General features: G+C 48.3%; 20 protein-coding genes. 4 read left to right on the top strand and 16 right to left on the bottom strand.

Annotated features, from left to right (window positions below; translation table 11 throughout):
* Nucleotides 1-56 precede the first annotated feature (56 nt).
* Nucleotides 57-704, bottom strand: a complete 648-nt coding sequence (locus GWC95_RS14970; RefSeq protein ID WP_161819527.1) for a carboxypeptidase-like regulatory domain-containing protein — start codon at nt 702-704, stop codon at nt 57-59.
* 133 nt (nt 705-837) lie between these two features.
* Here GWC95_RS14970 and GWC95_RS14965 point away from each other — a divergent pair, with 133 nt between their 5' ends.
* From GWC95_RS14965 to cmk, 4 genes are all read left to right on the top strand, one after another.
* Complete coding sequence (locus tag GWC95_RS14965; RefSeq protein WP_161819526.1) at nt 838-1,932, top strand: Mrp/NBP35 family ATP-binding protein; 1,095 nt, start codon at nt 838-840, stop codon at nt 1,930-1,932.
* Between the two features lie 173 nt (nt 1,933-2,105).
* Nucleotides 2,106-2,732: an FMN-binding negative transcriptional regulator gene (locus GWC95_RS14960; RefSeq protein ID WP_161819525.1), complete on the top strand. Its 627-nt coding sequence runs from the start codon at nt 2,106-2,108 to the stop codon at nt 2,730-2,732.
* A gap of 188 nt (nt 2,733-2,920) precedes the next feature.
* Nucleotides 2,921-3,463 carry a fasciclin domain-containing protein gene (locus GWC95_RS14955; RefSeq protein WP_161819524.1) on the top strand — a complete coding sequence of 181 codons (543 nt, stop codon included), beginning with the start codon at nt 2,921-2,923 and terminating at the stop codon, nt 3,461-3,463.
* A gap of 92 nt (nt 3,464-3,555) precedes the next feature.
* Entirely contained in the window at nt 3,556-4,236 is a 681-nt protein-coding gene (gene cmk / locus GWC95_RS14950) for a (d)CMP kinase (RefSeq protein ID WP_161819523.1), read from the top strand.
* Nucleotide 4,237: 1 nt separating this feature from the next.
* Here cmk and GWC95_RS14945 read toward each other — a convergent pair whose 3' ends face one another.
* From GWC95_RS14945 to GWC95_RS14875, 15 genes are all read right to left on the bottom strand, one after another.
* Complete coding sequence (locus tag GWC95_RS14945; protein ID WP_161819522.1) at nt 4,238-4,819, bottom strand: hypothetical protein; 582 nt, start codon at nt 4,817-4,819, stop codon at nt 4,238-4,240.
* A gap of 116 nt (nt 4,820-4,935) precedes the next feature.
* Complete coding sequence (locus GWC95_RS14940) at nt 4,936-5,790, bottom strand: ChaN family lipoprotein (protein WP_161819521.1); 855 nt, start codon at nt 5,788-5,790, stop codon at nt 4,936-4,938.
* A 7-nt stretch (nt 5,791-5,797) separates the two neighbouring features.
* Nucleotides 5,798-6,814, bottom strand: coding sequence for a DUF3500 domain-containing protein (locus GWC95_RS14935; RefSeq protein WP_161819520.1), 1,017 nt, complete (start codon nt 6,812-6,814; stop codon nt 5,798-5,800).
* 76 nt (nt 6,815-6,890) lie between these two features.
* Nucleotides 6,891-7,979, bottom strand: coding sequence for an MBL fold metallo-hydrolase (locus GWC95_RS14930; protein WP_161819519.1), 1,089 nt, complete (start codon nt 7,977-7,979; stop codon nt 6,891-6,893).
* Entirely contained in the window at nt 7,979-9,109 is a 1,131-nt protein-coding gene (locus tag GWC95_RS14925) for a Gfo/Idh/MocA family protein (RefSeq protein ID WP_161819518.1), read from the bottom strand. The genes GWC95_RS14930 and GWC95_RS14925 overlap by 1 nt, the downstream gene beginning before the upstream one ends.
* 166 nt (nt 9,110-9,275) lie before the next feature.
* On the bottom strand, nt 9,276-10,925 hold the full coding sequence (locus GWC95_RS14920) for a M28 family peptidase (protein ID WP_161819517.1): 1,650 nt from the start codon (nt 10,923-10,925) through the stop codon (nt 9,276-9,278).
* Nucleotides 10,926-11,025: 100 nt separating this feature from the next.
* Nucleotides 11,026-11,235, bottom strand: a complete 210-nt coding sequence (locus tag GWC95_RS14915; protein ID WP_161819516.1) for a hypothetical protein — start codon at nt 11,233-11,235, stop codon at nt 11,026-11,028.
* 12 nt (nt 11,236-11,247) lie between these two features.
* Complete coding sequence (locus tag GWC95_RS14910) at nt 11,248-11,655, bottom strand: VOC family protein (RefSeq protein WP_161819515.1); 408 nt, start codon at nt 11,653-11,655, stop codon at nt 11,248-11,250.
* A gap of 11 nt (nt 11,656-11,666) precedes the next feature.
* Complete coding sequence (locus GWC95_RS14905; RefSeq protein WP_161819514.1) at nt 11,667-12,197, bottom strand: SRPBCC family protein; 531 nt, start codon at nt 12,195-12,197, stop codon at nt 11,667-11,669.
* 67 nt (nt 12,198-12,264) lie between these two features.
* Nucleotides 12,265-12,660: a DoxX family protein gene (locus GWC95_RS14900; RefSeq protein WP_161819513.1), complete on the bottom strand. Its 396-nt coding sequence runs from the start codon at nt 12,658-12,660 to the stop codon at nt 12,265-12,267.
* 187 nt (nt 12,661-12,847) lie between these two features.
* Nucleotides 12,848-13,285, bottom strand: coding sequence for an SRPBCC family protein (locus GWC95_RS14895; RefSeq protein ID WP_161819512.1), 438 nt, complete (start codon nt 13,283-13,285; stop codon nt 12,848-12,850).
* Nucleotides 13,286-13,303: 18 nt separating this feature from the next.
* Nucleotides 13,304-13,768 (bottom strand): SRPBCC family protein, encoded by a 465-nt coding sequence (locus GWC95_RS14890; protein ID WP_161819511.1) that lies wholly within the window; start codon nt 13,766-13,768, stop codon nt 13,304-13,306.
* Nucleotides 13,769-13,793: 25 nt separating this feature from the next.
* Nucleotides 13,794-14,291 (bottom strand): SRPBCC family protein, encoded by a 498-nt coding sequence (locus GWC95_RS14885; RefSeq protein WP_161819510.1) that lies wholly within the window; start codon nt 14,289-14,291, stop codon nt 13,794-13,796.
* Nucleotides 14,272-14,613 carry an ArsR/SmtB family transcription factor gene (locus GWC95_RS14880; protein ID WP_161819509.1) on the bottom strand — a complete coding sequence of 114 codons (342 nt, stop codon included), beginning with the start codon at nt 14,611-14,613 and terminating at the stop codon, nt 14,272-14,274. The genes GWC95_RS14885 and GWC95_RS14880 overlap by 20 nt, the downstream gene beginning before the upstream one ends.
* A 190-nt stretch (nt 14,614-14,803) precedes the next feature.
* Complete coding sequence (locus tag GWC95_RS14875) at nt 14,804-16,030, bottom strand: 4-hydroxy-3-methylbut-2-enyl diphosphate reductase (RefSeq protein WP_161819508.1); 1,227 nt, start codon at nt 16,028-16,030, stop codon at nt 14,804-14,806.
* Nucleotides 16,031-16,036 lie beyond the last annotated feature (6 nt).

The following is a 16,036-nucleotide window of genomic DNA, read 5'->3' as shown; positions in this document are numbered from 1 at the left end:
CGAAGGTAAGCTATTAGGTGTTAGTTTTTCCCGGCTGCGGGCAGGTTCCGGGCGTTCTAGTTCTTGCTCTTGAAATCACCGCGCTTCCAGGCCTGTATAAAATCTGCCCAGGCTGCCGGGTTGAGGATGTTCATCGGGGGAACCTGGCCGGAATAGTAGGCCTTGGTGGCCTGCTGGCGAAGCTGGTAATTGACCGCCTCGCGGCCATCGGCCGGCATGCTGCGGATGAGGATGCGGCGGGTGGCCTCATCGGTATTCTTGCGGGCAGTCTCGTAGAGATCATCCGAAATTTTTACGTTCACAAAATCCCGCTCAAACTGCTCGCGCGAGGGGCGTGGTTTGAGGATCGTGGCCGGGAGATAGGCCGTATCCGTAACCAGCAACTGGATCACGCTGTACTGGTTGCCCTCAAGGTTGTGCGGAATAAGGATGCTCCTGTCTTTAAAACCCACGCTCGAAAACGTGATCTTGTCGCCTTTCAGAACGGCAATCGAAAAAACACCATCGTAACTGGTTACCGTTCCCCGGCCCTTCCCTTCAACGATCACACTACAGGAAGGGATGCCCTGGAGACTGTCGGCCGTCATCACCACACCATACAATTGAACCACGGAATCACGGTACGGGTTGTTTTCCTGTGAGCGCACCTGTTGAAGTGCGAGTAAAGTGATTCCCAGTAAAATGTATCGTAGCGGTTTCTTCATTCTTTCAAAAATACAGGTAGTTGTGCAAAAAACGGTTGGTAAAGTCACTTCCGTATTCCGGAAATTCCAACAAAGTAAGGCTGCCAGCGGTTAACTTTGCAGCCAGATTTCTTTTTTAACAAAAACTTTCGTGATGACAGAAGCAGACATTCTCAAGGCGCTCAGCAACGTCCAGGAGCCCGATCTGGGTAAGGACCTGGTTACGCTCAATATGGTAAAAGACATCGTTATTGAAGGCAATGATGTGAGCTTTACCATCGTACTTACCACGCCGGCTTGCCCCATGAAAGACATGATGCGCAACGCCAGTGAGAACGCTGTAAAAATACTGGTGAACAAAGAGGCAAAGGTGCATGTCAATTTCACGGCCAATACTTCTACCAACCGCAAAGACAACCAGCAGGTGCTTGCTGGTGTCAAGAACATCATCGCGGTGGTGAGTGGAAAAGGGGGTGTGGGAAAAAGTACCATCGCCTCCAATCTCGCTCTGGCACTGGCCGAAGGCGGCGCATCGGTAGGGTTGATGGATGCGGATATCTATGGCCCGAGTGTTCCCATGATGTTTGGCGTGCGCGGCGCAAGACCGATGATGAAGGAAGTGAATGGCAAAGGCATCATCGTTCCCCTTGAAAAATATGGCATCAAACTGATCAGCATCGGGCTGCTGGTAGATGAAAAAAATGCCGTGGTCTGGCGCGGCCCGATGGCGAGCAGCGCGATCAAACAATTCATCACCGATGTGGATTGGGGCGAACTCGATTACCTCGTGATCGATATGCCGCCCGGCACAGGCGATATCCAGCTTACCGTAATGCAAACCATACCGGTAACCGGCGTGGTCATTGTGAGCACACCGCAGAATGTGGCGCTTGCCGATGCAAAAAAAGCGATTGCCATGTTTGGCCAGGCGCAGATCAATGTACCCATCATCGGGCTTGTTGAAAACATGGCCTACTTTACCCCGGCAGAACTGCCCGACAACAAATATTACCTTTTTGGTAAAGAAGGCGGCAAAAGGCTGGCAGATGAATACGACCTGCCTTTCCTGGGCCAGATCCCCCTCGTACAGAGCATCCGCGAGGGTGGCGACAATGGCGTGCCCGCAATGATAGGTGATGACCTGGTTAGCCAGGAGGCGTTCAGAACATTTGTTTCAGCCGCCGTAAGGAACATCGCCATACGAAATGCAGATATGCCGGCCACCAGGCAGGTGGAAGTGGTGGGATAGCAACAGGGAGCCTAATCTAAAACATGGGGTTAAGAAGATAAAAGATCAGGAGGTGATAAACCGTTTGACTTTTTATCTTTTTAACCCTTTCCGTTTCCTACCCAACCTCGCCCAACACCCCGTTCATCATTAAAGTACTCATTTTTTTTGAAGAGTCTTTTTACCTTCGGCACATGTACAACTTACCTTACTACAAAGAAAAAGATGCGGCCGTAGTGATCGACTTCATCAGGCAAAATCCTTTTGGTATACTGATGGGCGTAGATGCCGAACAGCGCCCCGTTGCCACACAGGTTCCGTTTTTGTTTGAAGAACGCGAAGGCGTTTTGTATCTACGCGGGCATATGATGAAAGGGAACGACCACCACAAGGCATTCCTGGAGAACAGCAATGCGCTGGTTCTTTTTACCGGCCCTCATTGTTATGTAAGCGCAAGCTGGTACAGCAATCCGCAGCAGGGCTCAACCTGGAACTACATGACCGTTCATGCGAAAGGTGAATTCCGTTTTTTAGACGACAGCGAATTGCCCGGGTTACTGAACGAACTTACCGCCTTTTACGAAAAAGAAGATTCGGCGGCATCCTACCAACACATTCCCCAGGATTACATCAGCAGGATGGTAAAGGCAATTTCAGCATTTGAAATAAAGGTCACATCGATGGATCATGTGTTCAAACTCAGCCAGGGCCGCGACAAAGAAAGTTTCGACAACATCGTTTCCAAACTAAGCGCGGGCGACGCCAACGAAAAAGCGATCGCAGCCGAAATGGAAAAAAGAAAAGAGAAACTGTTTGCATAATCGGGAATAAGTATGAAGAACGGATAGAACAAGCGCCTGTCCGTTCTTCACAATCATGTTCCCGTACTTACTGCTTAGTGCCTCTACGAGATTCCTTCCCAAATGGTTTTTTTAAAATAAAAAACCTGATTTCACCGCCCGCCGTAAGTGTATCTGTAATCAAATTCAAAACAGATAACACAACAACTATGAAAAAGATCGCAGTATTATTCGTGTCTGCATTCCTGTTCAATGCAGTAATGGCGCAGGAGCCGGTAACCGTTGGTGGCGCGGCCATGTATCCGACAAAAGACATTGTATCGAACGCAGTAAATTCCAAGGAACATACCACGCTGGTAGCGGCTGTTAAGGCGGCTGGACTGGTATCTACTTTACAGGGCACGGGCCCCTTCACGGTGTTTGCACCAACAAATATGGCTTTCGATAAGTTGCCAAACGGCACGGTTGAAACGCTGCTCAAACCCGAGAACAAAGGCACACTTACCAAGGTGCTTACCTACCATGTGGTAGCGGGAAAATGGGACGCGGCAGCCATCGCAAAAATGATAAAAGAAGGTGGCGGATCGGCCAGCCTCAAAACCGTTGCAGGCGGAACATTGAAGGCCTGGATGAAAGGCGATAACCTCGTTCTCACCGACGAAAAAGGCGGCAACGCAACGGTTACCATCAAAAATGTTTACCAGAGCAATGGGGTGATCCATGTGGTAGATACGGTATTGATGCCAAAATAAACCACAAGCTGTAAGCCCATGCCATTGGCTTGGGCGTACAGCTTTTTTTAAAAATAGTAGCGCCTGATGGTTAACATCAGTATTTTCGCTGCATGGGTAAGAAGATCATAATCACACTTGACGGTTATTCATCCTGCGGCAAGAGCACTTTGGCGCGGCAGATGGCAAATGAATTGAATTATGTATTTATAGACAGCGGCGCCATGTACCGCGCGATCACACTGTATTTTTTGCGGAACCACATCAACTGGAAAGATCCCAAAGAAATAAAAAAAGCACTCAGCGAGATCACGCTCGAATTTTCATACAACGAAAGAAGCGGTAAAAGCGATATGCTGCTCAACGACGAAAATGTGGAGGCACTCATACGCGATATGCTGGTTAGTGAAAACGTGAGCGAAGTGTCTGCGCTCAAAGAAGTGCGCGAGTTTGCAGTGGCGCAGCAGCAGCAGATGGGAAAGCAGAAAGGGATCGTGATGGACGGACGCGACATAGGCACTACTGTTTTTCCCCATGCCGAACTTAAGATATTTGTAACTGCAGATCCCGCCGTTCGCGTAGAACGCAGGTTCAAGGAACTGTTTGAAAAAAATCCTGCCATCACCGTCGAAGAAGTGAAATCGAATCTTGAGATGCGCGATTACATCGACAGCAACCGCGAATTCAGCCCGCTGCGCAAAGCAGCAGATGCCATTGAACTCGACAATTCAAACATGACACGGGAAGAACAACTCGAACTCGCCCTGCAATGGGCAAAAGAAAGAATGAAATAGGTCAGGGCAGGTTGTTGCCAAGCGAAAACAGCATTTTGAATTTGGTTTTGTCTGTGTCTTCAGGCATTAGTAAAACCTGTACTTTCCCAAAACCCTTTGTGTTTTTTGTATCGGTGAACTCGGCGATCATTGAGCCGTTCGCGGTATGAATGTAATTTTTTGTGCTAGCCGGTTTGAATGTGTCGATCAGCTTTCCGAACGCGGTTTCGCCATCTGCCTGTGTATCGAAATAGAACCAGAGATGCACATCGTCTACCTGCACACCCAGCACACTCTTGTACCTGCGGCAATCGAATTCAAGTTTACCGTTCCTGAAATTGGTTTTGAAAAACGGGTGCTCCAGGAAAACAAAACCATGTGTTTCAAGATCGAAACTGCTTTCCGTTCCCCTTGCAGTTGTTCTTTTATCCAGCAACGACGGAACGTACAACTTTAGAAACTCTTGAACAGCAGGGTGGGGTTGTTCCCTGAAAACATCAAAGAGCAACTGGTTGGCATAAGAATCCACCGTGGTTGATTGACCGCTTGCAGCATTTCTCAACCCCGCAATCATAACCATGGCCAGTAAATATTTTCGGAGCATCAGGTTGTTTTTGCGTAAACAAGTTAAGCTTTTTTGAGAAATGTAAGGAGCGTGCAACTGAATCGCAGCAACCGTTCGTTATCGACAATTTGTGCGGTTCATTCTGCCGGCGATCATCAATACGTATTCGTCATATCCTCATCCACGCAGATGATATAATCCGCTTTCCCCTTGTTCTCGTCTAGTAATTTGGTGATGTCTTTTTGCGATACGGTAGAGATGGTAGCGTACCTGAGTGCGGGTTGTTTGTTTTTCAGGTGCCACACGATGCCATCGTAGTTATCGGAATGATAGGCGCCGTTGAAATGCAGGAACAGGCTACCAGGTTTGTAATACTTAAGAATGAAATGCGCCATCGTTGCGTCTTTGATGGCCTGCGCTTTGGGCATATTGGGACTTCCATGTCCTGCCATCATTTCCATCATTTTTTTATAACCGGGAAGTTCTGCATCGTAGGCGATGGGCAGTGGCGCGATCCATGCTTTTGCTGTTGCGGGGATGGTATCGAGCGCTTCAAAGCCCCCTTTTGAGATCATGGCTGCATATTTCCTCGGAACATTGGTGGCGGCGAACGCGATGTTGTTTTCTTTTGCAAAATTTACCAGCGGCGCATAATCGGTCGGGTAATTTTTCCAAAGCCGCGCCATCGAGTCAAGCGCTTTTGCCTTGATCTTTCCCTGCAGGTAAAGATCAAGAGCCTCCTGGTTGTCCTGCTCAAACATTTCCGCACCCAATACAAGCTCACGTTTTTCTTTCAGCGATTTGGTTACTTCAAGCTGGAGCCAGTGCGCAATGGCGTTGTTGTGAAACTCGCCAAACAATACGATGTCTTTTTTGCCCAGGATGCGGATCATTTTATCATATCCCACCTTTTTCCCTTTTGCATCGTACAGGATGTAAGCGGGCTTCTGCTGCGCCATCACCGAGGTAAACAATAATGCAGAAAGAACAAACAATAAACCTTTTTTCATGATCGTGTTATTTGGTATGTGCTGTTTTGTAATGTTCGAGCAATTCATCTCCGCCGAAATCGTGCTTCAGGTCGCGCAATACAGAATGTACATGGTTTGCATTGTTCTGTGTGTTGTCGTATTCGATGATGAATGTTGGCCCCTGAACGCGGTAATAATGCGGGTTGCCGATGCCCGGCTGTTTCTTTCCCGCCCATGCAAAATGGATGTTCGCAAGACCAGCACGCTGGATCTCTTGCAACATATCGTCTGCAAATAATTTTGTAAAGCGATGAACATATACACCGATCAATTGCAGCAACAACTGCTTCTGCACATCGCTCAGTTCATCGTAACCTATGCCTGTGTTTTGTGCCATTGCAATGTTCCTGTTGTTGAAAGTAACAATGTCTTTCGGTGCGATGGAATCGGTGATCGTTTTTTTAAGTTGTTCGGCCGTTAAGGTGTTCAGCAAACCGAAACCCGCGTCTGTTTCTTCTTTTAATACCTGTTTGCCTTTGTAGGGCCCATCCTGCACCACGGCGGGATTACTGCCGAGAAATGCCGGCGTGCCTGCCACAACTTTCATCTTGTCCATCGAAAAATTGAAAGAGATGTGATGTCCTTCAAAACGCCAACCCCAAATGGTTGTAGCCGATGGAACGCCAAAAACAGAGAAATGATAGTTGCCCGGATCGCGGTAATGATCCTCCGGTTTTCTTTTTTCGATTTCCTTCAATACAGCATCCAGCTGCATAATGTCCTGTGTTTTTTGAAAGGCGCCGTCGCTCAAACAGGTGCGCATCAGGTTAAGCGCCGCTGTTCTTTGTACATCGTTCATCTCGTTAAACGTAAGGCCCTTTCTTTCGCGCGGAACAAAATGGAAGTTATAGCGCTCTTCGCCCTCGAAAGGAAAAAGGGTGCCTGCTTTTTGTTCGTTGTTCAATGTATTGATGAACCGATTGACCGCAGCAACAACTTGCTGGGCATGACTAACCGTGGTAGTCAGTACAAAAACACATAAATAAAAAACGATCCGTCGCATAAGCAGTGCGTGGTATGTTGCAATACAGTGGAACCGGGATAAATATACAAAAGTTAAGAAGGATGTGTGATAGAGATCAAACGCTTTCCCACCAGCGGTCAAACAACCCGTTCCCATCCAGGTTCAATTTCGCCCCGATCATAGGGTGCGCCAGTTTCAGCCCCGTTTTTGCGGCCTCGGCAGTGGCGCGGATGATCGGCTCATCCCAGGCATGCTGGCTCAAACTGAATTTTGCCCAATGCACCGGCAATAGTGTTTCGGCGCGGAGCGCGATTGCCGCTGCAACCGTCTGTTCCGGCATCATGTGAATGTATTTCCAGTTGCGGTTGTATTGGCCACACTCAAGCACCGCGAGGTCAAACGGGCCATAGCTTTTCCCGATCTCTTCAAAATGCGTGTCGTACCCGGAGTCGCCGCCAATGTATATTCTTTTCGTGGGAGTGATCAGTGCGAACGACATCCACAATACCTGGTTTCTTTTTAAACCCCTTCCCGAAAAATGTCTTGCGGGCAAAGCGTGTACAACGAAACCCGGGTCGGGCTCCGCAACATCGTTCCAGTCGTATTCATCAATGGTGTTTTTTTCAAATCCCCACCGCTCAAAATGCGCGCCCGTTCCCAAACCGGTGATGATTTTTCTGACCTTGGGTTTTAAGGCAAGAACGGTGCGGTAATCAAGGTGATCCCAGTGGTCGTGCGTGATGAAGAGGTAATCGATCTCCGGGAAATCATCCGTTGAATACACATCTGTTCCCGGGTAACTTTTTGTAGTGAAAGAGAACGGGGATGCATTGCCGCTTAACACAGGGTCAACCAGGATCTTCTTTCCATCAACCTGCATGTAATAAGAAGAATGGCCAAACCACACAAGAAAATCCTCATCCGGCGCCGCTGTTTGCAGGTTTGTTTTTTTCGACGGGATCGGGTGCGCAGGTGCCAGTCTTTTGCTTTTGTCGAAAATAAATTCCTTCAGCACCTTGAAAAAATGCACACCTTCTGTCATGGTGGGTGTATGGTGCAGGTTCTGGAAGCTTCCCTCCCTGTAATGCGCGGATCGTTTGATGCGTTTCAACCGTTCGCCTGTTGCGATGGCGCCAAAACGCCTGCTGTTCATAAAGACCAAAACAGCCAGCACAAGTGCGGAAACCAGTAACGCGAATACCATTATTTGAAAGAATTGATCACCTGCGCATTTTTTTGTGCCTTCAGCGCGAGTTCTGTTGCGAGAAAGCAATGATCCTGCGTCATGGCTGTCTCTGTCCTGTTCACCACATCATCCACGAGCTGTTGTCCGAATGGCAAAATTTCCTGGTTGCAATCGATGTACTTTGTTTCTTTCTGGGTTACCAGGTACAGGTGGTTGCCTCCTTTGTGTTCGGTGGCAATGTCTATGTTCTTGCGCACCTCGATAAATCCGTCTGTGCCCAGTATGGTTAACCGGCCATCGCCCCAGGTGGCGAGCCCGTCGGGAGTAAACCAATCCACGCGTATGTATCCTGTTCCCCCGTTTCCGCGCATCATGATGTCGCCAAAATCTTCAAATTTTGGGTACTGCGGAAAATTAATGTTTCCGATCTGGGAGGCAACTACTTCTGCTTTTGTTGAGCCGGTAAAATACAGGAACTGGTCGAACTGGTGCGAACCGATATCGGTGATGATGCCGCCAAATCTTTTTTTATCAAAGAACCATTCCGGCCTTGTTTTCGGGCTCATCCTGTGCGGCGCGATGTTGATCGTCTGCACCACTTTACCGATCGCGCCCGCTTTTACAAGCTCACCCGCTTTCACGGTTGCTTTATTCTCAAAGCGTTCGCTGTACATAATGGAGTAGATGCGTTTGGTATCCTTCTGCACCTTCCGGCATTCTGCGAGTTGATCGAGTGTAATGATGCCGGGCTTGTCAACAAGATAATCTTTCCCATGCTTCATCACCCGCACACCCAAAGGGCCACGCTCGTCAGGGATACCGGAGCTTAATATGAGTTGAATGGAATTGTCTTCCAGTATTTCCTGTTCGCTTTTTGCAACTTTTGCATTGGGAAACTGCTTTGTAAAGTTGGCCAGCAGATCGGGTTCTTTTGCATACACGGAAACAAGCTGTCCGCCGCCCCTGGTAACTGCACCGATCATCCCGTAAATATGGCTGTGGTTGATGTTGATCACGGAGAAACGGATCCTCGGCTCGGCCTTGTAACCTGCAATGCTTTTCTTTGGCAAAGAAGACAAAAGCGCAACGCCGCCCGCTGCGGTAACGGTATCTTTCAGGAAACTACGACGGTTGAAAAAATTTTTCATGATGGCAAGTTGTTGGGTGAATGTTGAATCGCCGGTCGGCAAATTGTTCTTTCAAACTTAGCGGTAACGGCAGTGATTCTGCGGATCGTGCAACATTAAATCTGCGAAATCGATGGCGTAGCAGGGTAACGGTGAATAGCGGCCACCCGCTATTCACCGTCTTCACTTATTTCTTCCCTTCCCTTATGGCTTTAAACTCTGATCCGTTCTTCCACTCCGGCATCTTTGCAGCAAAAGCCAGGCGTTTGCCTACCTGGAACAGCAGTTTCAGATCGTCGATGCCGCCGGCCATTGACCATGTAGCGGCGTTGTATGAATCGGATGGGCGGTGGTAATCTTTTTCGTTGTACGCATCCTGCAGCTTCTGGCCGTATTCCTTTCCCTTTCCTTCCACATCTATTCCTTCGTTGATGTACAATGCGGGAACACCTGCTTTCGCAAAATTGAAATGGTCGGAACGGTAGTAGTGACCGGCTTCCGGGTGACTCTCATACGCTATGTACCTTCCCATTTTCTCCGCTTCTTCTTTCAGGATGTCTTCCAGTTCAGACTGGCCTTCGCCAACCACAACGATGTCCTTTGTTTTTTCAAAACGGTTGAGTTCATCGATGTTGATGTTTGCGAGGGTTTTTGCGTTTGGATAGATGGGGTTTTGCGCATAGTAGGCAGAACCCTGCAGTCCCTGCTCTTCAGAAGTAACGGAAAGGATCACGATCGTCCGCTCGGGTTTTGTTTTCATGCTTTTGAAAGCGCGTGCGAGTTCGATCAGGCCTGCGGTGCCACTTGCATTGTCGTATGCGCCGTTGTAGATCGAATCGCCTGTTGCATCGGGTGTGCCAATGCCCAGGTGATCCCAGTGTGAAGTATATATGATCACTTCATCGGGATGTTTGCTGCCGGTGATCTTGCCGATCACGTTGTGCGATTTGTTGTAAGTGGCCTCCACTTTTACCGAGGTCGATAATTTCATGTTGAGCGAAACCGGTTTCGCACCGCGCTCATTCGCTTTTACCAGCAGGTTGGAATCGAGCCCTGCAGTGGACAGTAATTTTTTTGCAACGCCTTCCTGTATCCATCCCACAACATCACATTTTTTGATGTCCTTTCCACGCGGATCGAGCTGCAGGCGCGATGCGTTGAAATTATTCTGCGGAACGGCAAACGCATAGCTTGCCGCAGCGGTATTGTGAACGATCAGGCAGCCCTTCGCACCTTGCCTTGCCGCTTCTTCAAACTTGTAGGTCCAGCGGCCGTAATAGGTCATTGTTTTTCCCTTGAACAAAGTAGAATCTGTGTTCCAGCCCGGGTCGTTCACCATAACCATCACCACTTTTCCTTTTACATCGATTCCCGCATAATCGTTCCAGTTGTATTCGGGGGCAACCACGCCATAACCTGCAAAAACGAGTTCGTTGTCGGCCAGCGAAACGTTTTCCGTTTTATCGGTCCATATTACATAATCGTCAAAAGCTTTCAATTCAAAGTTGCCTTTTGCAGATTTGACCTGCATTGAAGGCGCCGCAGTTGTCTTGATGTTCACCATCGGTACTTCCTGTAAATAGCTGCTGCCATTACCAGGTTCAAGACCGGCTGCGGCAAATTGTTGCTGCAGGTAAGCAATGGTTTTGGTTTCACCCTCGGTAAAAGGTTTGCGTCCCATAAAATCATCTGAGGCAAGCACGGCAATATGGGCTTTCAGGCTGTCGGCGCTGAAAGCGGCGAGGCCATCTTCCTGGTCAACAGAAGAACTGTTCTGGCTGCAGGATGCCAGCAACACGATGGGAACTGCATACAGCAGTTTGCGGAATGGATACATGGTAATAGGTTAAGCGATTAAAAATCTTGTATCGCTAAAGTTAGTGAAGTTGGCGAAAGAATGGGAGGGAGCAGCGAAAAATGGTTGGGCCTTTCCCGGGCTACAGTAAAACCTCGCAAAAATAACCCGCCGCAACCACCAGTTGCGAAACGCTTTCGATGCACACGTGCTCGCCCTCCACACGGAGGATCCTGTCGCAATCGGAAAGATCGAAATTGATGCGCTTGTCGGGAAAACGTTCAAGAAGCCGCCCGATGATCATTTGCGATTCGGCAACTTCCTGAACATTTGTTTTAAATACTTCTACCATGTGTTGTTTCAATTATCCATGAGGGATCGCGGCGGGGTCCATGTAAAACACCTCCCAAAGGTGGCCATCCGGATCCTCAAAACTGCGTGTATACATAAAACCCATATCGTTCGCAGGTTTCGGGATGGTTGCGCCGGCGTCCTCTGCTTTCTGCGCCAGCTCGTCAACGGCGGCACGGCTTTCACAAGATAAAGCAATGATCGATTCAATGTCTTTTGAAGTATCGCAGATCGCTTTTTGGGTAAATGTTTTGAAGAACGGCTCAACCAGCAGCATGGCATAGATGGTGTCTGAGATGATCATGCAGGTTGCCTTCTCATCTGTAAAATCTGGATTGAAAGTGTACCCGAGCCTGGTAAAAAATTCAATCGATCTTTTCAGGTCCTTTACCGGCAGGTTCACAAAAATTTGTGTAGGCATGGTTTGATTTTTTAGGATTTCTCCAATTGGTTTTTCAGGTTGCGTAAACTGGTAGCCAGGTCCTTGCGCAACACATTTTTCAGGTTGAACAGGAAATGAAAGATGCGCATGCCAAAACTTCGTTTGCCGAAGAACGACCAGCTCACCTGTGTTCCCCCGCCAACCGCGTCTTTTGTTGCGATCGATGCACCGCACACATTTGAAAACGGTTTTACAAACCGGATCTCGTATTCCACCCTTTCCCCCTCTTTGATGGAAGTGATCTCCTGTTCGCCCTGGCCCACGTTTTTCACATCGCTGTCCCATTTGTAAACGGCCCCTTCGGTTCCATCGGTGCCGATGAATTCCTTGCGAAGGTTCGGGTCTTCCATTACCCATTTGTTGAAACGATCCCCGTTGCGCAGGTATTTTACAAAATCAAATACCTGTTGCCTGGAGGCATTGATGGTAATATCCGATTCGATCACATAGTCTTCCGACATACAAGCGGCAGCGACCAGCGGAATAAGAATAAGCATTGCGATAACGATTGCGACGATCATGGTTTTGGTTTTAGCGGGTTTCAGGGTATTGTAAGACGTACGGATGACCAGGTTTGTAATACTTATTTCAATCTGAAATTTTGTGGTAATAAATATAAGAAACTACCAACAGCACAAAGAATACAACAGGCATTAACAACAAAGGAGTAAACCCATCTACCGCCCAGTTGGCAATGAATGCGGAGATCATGGAAATGCCGAACCCAACATATGCCCATTCTTTCAAACGTTTTGGAACCATTGGCAACAGGATGAGGAAGCCACCGATGATCTTCCCGATGCTTACTTCCACCCTGAAATAATCAGGAAACCCAAGGTGTCTTACGCCTTCTTTCGCGAGATCTGAATTGAACCAGAACGCGCCCACAAAATCGAACAGCATCACGATCGAGGTGGCCGTCCAATAAATGATCCTGTCTTTTTTGCCGCCAATTGCCTGCGGCCGGATGGTTGCGGTTTGCATATTTTTTTTGTTTTAGTGATTGGTTATTTGATGGATCAAAGCTACCATCACCCCAACAAAACATGCGGGTGCAAACGCGACTTTGTGAGGGTTGATTGCGACAATGTGTAATTGTGAACGATGAACAATGGAACGCTGTTCAATACAACCCACAACACGCTTGTGTGCTACTCATCAATCAACCTCATTACTTCCCGGAACCATCGCGCAGGTAATCGTTCAGTGCCACTTCCACAAAATGTGTCCAGCCCATAACAAAATTGCTGCGCTGGAAATCGGGGTTGTTGGCGGGGAAGGTTTCCAGTCCGGTATGGGTGAGTACGAGTTTTGTTTTTTCTCCTTCGGGGAACAGTTCAAAACTTACTTCCGAGTCTCCCTCAAAGCCATCGTAGCGCCAGGTATAGCTTAGTTTTTTATTGGGAACCGCGGTGGTTACCCTGCAGAGATGCAGGAACTCACGGCCCTCATGGCCTGCCAGAAAACTGAATTCAAACCCGGGCTCTGCCTTGAACTCGGCAAGGTTGAAATACCATTTGCGGATCTCGTTTATATCGGTAAGTGCCTTCCATATTTTTTCAACAGGAGCGTCGTATGTTTTCTGGATCACAACGGGTTCGTTTTGCATGGGATCGATTTATCGGTTTTAAAAATTATTTTTAAGATAAGCTTCCAGTTTATCCATGGTTTGCCTGTTGCCTTCGATGGCGCCGTATTTCTGAACAACCCTGTCGAATTCTTCTTTCGAAACAAATACCATCCGCATGGTGAGCAATGTTTTATTGTCGTGCTCAGAGAACTGCACCGTTACCTGGAACTGCCTGGGGTCGTTCTCCTTACCGCTCCCATGCGAGTAGCGCAGCAGTTTGTTTTTGATCACTTCGTCGTACACTATTTTATTAGGGTAATCTGTGCCATCGGCGCCATGCATGGTCAATACAAATTCCCCGCCTGGTCTTACATCCATCTTATGAATCGAATTGGTGAAGCCATTCGGCCCCCACCATTTTTCAAGATGCGCGGGTTCTGTCCACACTTTGAAAACAAGGTCAACCGGCGCGTCAAAAATGCGGGTCACTAAGAGTTCGCGGTCTGTGGTGTTGGTTAACATAGGTATTGGTTTATCGTTATAAAAATCAGGAGATAAGTTTTTCCAGTTCATCAAAAGACGAACCGTATCCGCCGCGCATCGAATCGAAGCCTTCTGCAAAAACTGCTTTTTCCGCTTCGGTGGCGTTGTGTGCGCTTACGTTCAGGGTAAGTGTTGTTTTCCCTTTTTCTTCTGACAGCAACAGCACATGCAACATTTCCATGGGCCAGCCGGCGTCCATCGGGTTGCGTACGGGTTCGGCGTGCTCGTTGGTGAACACACTGGTGAAAATTATTTTTTCGGGTGGAACGATCTCGATAAAATCGAACCTTGCATACATTGAAAAATCTTTCATGAACATTCCGAAATGGCAATAACCGCCCTGTTTCAGATCGAAGCTGAACACTTTGTTTTCAAAATCTTTTGGCGGCCACCATTGAACAAACTGGGCAGGGTCGGTGAAGGCCCGGTATACTGTTTCGCGGCTGGCGTTCAGCACGCGGGTAAGTGTTAACCCATCCGAGTTATTTTTTTCGTTTGCCATGTTTTTTCTTTTTGTTTTGAAGGGATGCGAGGTATTGTTCGAGCGAATCAAGTTTGGCGGTCCAGAAACTGCGGTATTGTTCCACCCAATCCGATACTTCATTGAGCTGGTCGAGCCTTGCTTCGCAAAAACGTTCCCGCCCCTGTTGCCTGATCACAACCAGCCCGCATTCGGTAAGTATCTTGATGTGTTTTGAAATGGCCGGACGGCTCACGTCAAACTGGTCTGCCACCGAGTTCAGGTTGAGTGAGCGGTGCGACAACATATTGATGATCTCACGCCTGGTGGGATCTGCAATGGCCTGGAAAACGTCTCTGCGCATAGGAAAACGGGTTTGTGTAACCAATCGGTTACAAATGTATATAAAAGTAACCGATTGGTTACATAATTTTTTTTAAATTTTTTTGGGAGGGCTGCTTGTGATTGAATTTTCAGTTCACTCAAACTGGACCGCGGGCAACCCGCTATTGCGCGCAGAACGCTACAGGCACGTTTCCGTCACAATTCAAGCTTTATATAAAAGAATTGGTAACCACTTCCACTTTTTCTTCTACGCCATAAAACCTTGCGAGTTTCCTGATCACCTGCTCTACCACCGCGTCAGGGCAGCTTGCGCCGCTGGTGACCAGGATCTTGAGGGGTTGCCTGGCCGGAAGGAAATTTTCACGGATGCTTAGTTCTTTTGTTTGCCAGTTGCGTGTTTCAATATGGTCCTTATCGATCAGCCGTTCTGCCGAATCAATGAAGTAGGTGGGCAGTTTGTTTTCGCAGAGTTCCACGAGGTGCGAACTGTTGCTGCTGTTGTGGCCGCCGATTACGATCGCAAGGTCGGCCGTTGTTTCGAGCATACCGGTTACGGCGGTCTGGTTGTCGTTGGTTGCGTAACACAACGTATCGCGCGTATCCGCGAAATGTTCGCTGATGTTTGCGGAGGTAAGGTTGCGGTGGCGTATGATCACGTTTTTCAGGTAATCAGAGATCGCCTGTGTGTCGCTTGCCAGTTGCGTGGTCTGGTTTACCACACCGATCTTTTCAAGGTGTTTGCTGATATCGAATCCCTCTGAATAACGGCCCCTGAACGCTTCGTAGAAATCGTTTGGTTCTTTTTCTCCCGTTATGTATTTGGCGAGCTCGATGGTCTCGGCCATATCATTCACCACAACCGTTGGCGTATGAAAGGAGGCATGTGAAAAAGTGGCGCGTGTTTCCTCGTGTTTGGGTTTGCCGTGTACCACGATGCTGTAGCCTTTCTCCGCGATCTGCTCACTGCGGTTCCATACTTTTTCCACAAAAGGGCAGGTGGTATTGTATTTCGCTGTTGGAATGCCTTTGCTGTTCAGCAGTTGTTCGATCTCCAGCGTGGTGCCGAATGCGGGAATGATGACCACATCATCTGCAGTGATGTCTTCAAAAGGAATGAGCTGCTTTCCGTAGGTATCCTGTAAAAACCTTACGCCCTTTGCAACAAGGTCTGCATTCACCTGCGGGTTGTGTATCATTTCGCTCAGCAGGAAGACACGTTTGCCCGGGTTTTCTGCAATGGTGTTAAAGGCGATCTCGATCGCATTCTCCACACCATAGCAAAAACCAAAATGCCGCGCCAGGTAAATCTGCAGCGGGCCGAGATCAACCAGGGTGGGTGTAAAATCCTTCTTTAATTTATCTTCCTGCTTCCGCCGCTGTTTGATGGCACTGATCAGCGGGCTGCGGTATATGTTCGGGACGTTGAATTGCTTCATCAGGCC

The sequence above is a fragment of the Sediminibacterium roseum genome (assembly GCF_009939005.1).
GTDB classification, from domain to species: Bacteria; Bacteroidota; Bacteroidia; order Chitinophagales; family Chitinophagaceae; genus Sediminibacterium; species Sediminibacterium roseum.
Note: the sequence above shows the minus strand (reverse complement) of the source record. Positions and strands in the feature narration are given on the sequence as shown.

What these genes read in the sequence shown, in the direction of transcription:
- GWC95_RS14970 (WP_161819527.1), bottom strand. Translation starts at nt 704, where the DNA reads ATGAAGAAACCGCTACGATACATTTTACTGGGAATCACTTTACTCGCA.
- GWC95_RS14965 (WP_161819526.1), top strand. Translation starts at nt 838, where the DNA reads ATGACAGAAGCAGACATTCTCAAGGCGCTCAGCAACGTCCAGGAGCCC.
- GWC95_RS14960 (WP_161819525.1), top strand. Translation starts at nt 2,106, where the DNA reads ATGTACAACTTACCTTACTACAAAGAAAAAGATGCGGCCGTAGTGATC.
- GWC95_RS14955 (WP_161819524.1), top strand. Translation starts at nt 2,921, where the DNA reads ATGAAAAAGATCGCAGTATTATTCGTGTCTGCATTCCTGTTCAATGCA.
- cmk (WP_161819523.1), top strand. Translation starts at nt 3,556, where the DNA reads ATGGGTAAGAAGATCATAATCACACTTGACGGTTATTCATCCTGCGGC.
- GWC95_RS14945 (WP_161819522.1), bottom strand. Translation starts at nt 4,819, where the DNA reads ATGCTCCGAAAATATTTACTGGCCATGGTTATGATTGCGGGGTTGAGA.
- GWC95_RS14940 (WP_161819521.1), bottom strand. Translation starts at nt 5,790, where the DNA reads ATGAAAAAAGGTTTATTGTTTGTTCTTTCTGCATTATTGTTTACCTCG.
- GWC95_RS14935 (WP_161819520.1), bottom strand. Translation starts at nt 6,814, where the DNA reads ATGCGACGGATCGTTTTTTATTTATGTGTTTTTGTACTGACTACCACG.
- GWC95_RS14930 (WP_161819519.1), bottom strand. Translation starts at nt 7,979, where the DNA reads ATGGTATTCGCGTTACTGGTTTCCGCACTTGTGCTGGCTGTTTTGGTC.
- GWC95_RS14925 (WP_161819518.1), bottom strand. Translation starts at nt 9,109, where the DNA reads ATGAAAAATTTTTTCAACCGTCGTAGTTTCCTGAAAGATACCGTTACC.
- GWC95_RS14920 (WP_161819517.1), bottom strand. Translation starts at nt 10,925, where the DNA reads ATGTATCCATTCCGCAAACTGCTGTATGCAGTTCCCATCGTGTTGCTG.
- GWC95_RS14915 (WP_161819516.1), bottom strand. Translation starts at nt 11,235, where the DNA reads ATGGTAGAAGTATTTAAAACAAATGTTCAGGAAGTTGCCGAATCGCAA.
- GWC95_RS14910 (WP_161819515.1), bottom strand. Translation starts at nt 11,655, where the DNA reads ATGCCTACACAAATTTTTGTGAACCTGCCGGTAAAGGACCTGAAAAGA.
- GWC95_RS14905 (WP_161819514.1), bottom strand. Translation starts at nt 12,197, where the DNA reads ATGATCGTCGCAATCGTTATCGCAATGCTTATTCTTATTCCGCTGGTC.
- GWC95_RS14900 (WP_161819513.1), bottom strand. Translation starts at nt 12,660, where the DNA reads ATGCAAACCGCAACCATCCGGCCGCAGGCAATTGGCGGCAAAAAAGAC.
- GWC95_RS14895 (WP_161819512.1), bottom strand. Translation starts at nt 13,285, where the DNA reads ATGCAAAACGAACCCGTTGTGATCCAGAAAACATACGACGCTCCTGTT.
- GWC95_RS14890 (WP_161819511.1), bottom strand. Translation starts at nt 13,768, where the DNA reads ATGTTAACCAACACCACAGACCGCGAACTCTTAGTGACCCGCATTTTT.
- GWC95_RS14885 (WP_161819510.1), bottom strand. Translation starts at nt 14,291, where the DNA reads ATGGCAAACGAAAAAAATAACTCGGATGGGTTAACACTTACCCGCGTG.
- GWC95_RS14880 (WP_161819509.1), bottom strand. Translation starts at nt 14,613, where the DNA reads ATGCGCAGAGACGTTTTCCAGGCCATTGCAGATCCCACCAGGCGTGAG.
- GWC95_RS14875 (WP_161819508.1), bottom strand. Translation starts at nt 16,030, where the DNA reads ATGAAGCAATTCAACGTCCCGAACATATACCGCAGCCCGCTGATCAGT.